A 1,461-nucleotide genomic window follows, 5' to 3' on the forward strand; every position below is an offset into this window, starting at 1 on the left:
CGCGGGCGCCGCGGCGGGCGGCGGCAAGCTGCAGCACGAAGATGCTGGTGCCGATCAGCCCGACCCCCAGCCCGCCCAACGCCACCGGGCGCCAACTGTGCAGGGCGGGCACCAGGAACGCGAGCGCGGCGCCGATCAGCCAGCCCACGAACCCGACTACGACGACGGGCCACACCTCGAGCAGCGCCCGCGGTAGCGGCGGCGCCTCGGGGCTCTGGCCGGGTTGGACTGACATCGCGATCAACATAACGCGGCGGCGCTGAGCCCTCGAAACCAGCCGAGGACCAAAGTCCGCGGATGGCAGCTTGGTATCCCGCATTTGTTGCGTTGCGTGTAACCTCGCGCCATGCCTGACAGCGACGCCCGGCTGGCCAGCGACCTGTCGCTGGCGGTGATGCGGCTGGCCCGCCAACTGCGGTTCCGCAACCCGTCATCGCCGGTGTCGCTGTCCCAGCTGTCGGCGCTGGCGACCCTGGCCAACGAGGGTGCGATGACCCCCGGCGCGTTGGCGATTCGCGAGCGCGTGCGGCCGCCATCGATGACCCGGGTGATCGCCTCGCTGGCCGAGATGGGTTTGGTCGACCGCGCCCCGCACCCGGTCGACGGCCGGCAGGTCCTCGTCTCGGTCTCCGAGTCCGGCGCCGAGCTGGTCAAGGCGAACCGCCGCGCGCGCCAGGAGTGGTTGGCCAAGCGGCTGGCGGCACTGGACGGCGAGCAACGGGAAACCCTGCGCGAGGCCGCCGATCTGATGCTGGCGCTGGTCGACGAAAGCCCGTGACCGGCGGCTTGAATGTTTCGGACATCACCGATCCCGACGACCCGCGCCTCGACGATTTCCGCGACCTGAACAGCGTCGATCGCCGTCCCGATCTGCCGACCGGCAAAGGGCTGGTGATCGCCGAAGGCGTGTTGGTCGTGCAGCGCATGCTGGCCTCCCGGTTCACCCCGCACGCCCTGCTGGGCACGGACCGCCGGCTGTTCGAGCTCAAGGACGATCTGGCCGGTGCCGCGGCGCGGTTCTACCGAACGTCGGCCGAGGTGATGGCGCAAGTGGTCGGTTTTCACCTCAATCGCGGCGTGCTCGCTGCCGCCAGGAGGGTGCCGGAACCCAGCGTCGCCCAGGTCGTCGAGGCCGCCCGCACCGTCGCGGTCCTCGAGGGCGTCAACGACCACGAGAACCTGGGTTCGATATTTCGCAACGCAGCCGGGCTTGGCGTGGACGCGGTGGTATTCGGCGGCGGGTGCGCCGACCCGCTCTACCGTCGCGCCGTGCGGGTGTCGATGGGCCACGCGCTGCTGGTGCCGTATGCGCGGGCGGCCAGCTGGCCGCACGACCTGCTGTTGTTGAAGGAGATGGGTTTTCGGCTGATGGCCATGACGCCGCAGCGCGAGGCGTGTGCGCTGGCCGAGGCGATGGCCGGGGCGGTCGACGAGCGTGTCGCGGTGCTGGTGGGCGCCGAG

General features: G+C 70.8%; 3 protein-coding genes. 2 read left to right on the forward strand and 1 reads right to left on the reverse strand.

Translation table 11 applies throughout. The annotated features are described in order from the left end of the window. Positions 1-235 (reverse strand): DUF2530 domain-containing protein (locus BN4348_RS58900; protein ID WP_066917762.1); only part of this gene is annotated, 235 nt, incomplete at its 3' end. Between the two features lie 111 nt (positions 236-346). On the opposite strand from BN4348_RS58900, the gene BN4348_RS58905 reads away from it, so the two are divergent. Together BN4348_RS58905 and BN4348_RS58910 are read left to right on the forward strand one after the other, a co-directional pair. Then, entirely contained in the window at positions 347-778 is a 432-nt protein-coding gene (locus BN4348_RS58905) for an Rv0880 family HTH-type transcriptional regulator (protein WP_066917760.1), read from the forward strand. Beyond that, positions 775-1,461 (forward strand): TrmH family RNA methyltransferase (locus BN4348_RS58910; protein ID WP_066917761.1); only part of this gene is annotated, 687 nt, incomplete at its 3' end. The genes BN4348_RS58905 and BN4348_RS58910, both read left to right, overlap by 4 nt.

Origin of the sequence: Mycobacterium interjectum (assembly GCF_900078675.2) — a bacterium.
Taxonomy (GTDB): domain Bacteria; phylum Actinomycetota; class Actinomycetes; order Mycobacteriales; family Mycobacteriaceae; genus Mycobacterium; species Mycobacterium interjectum.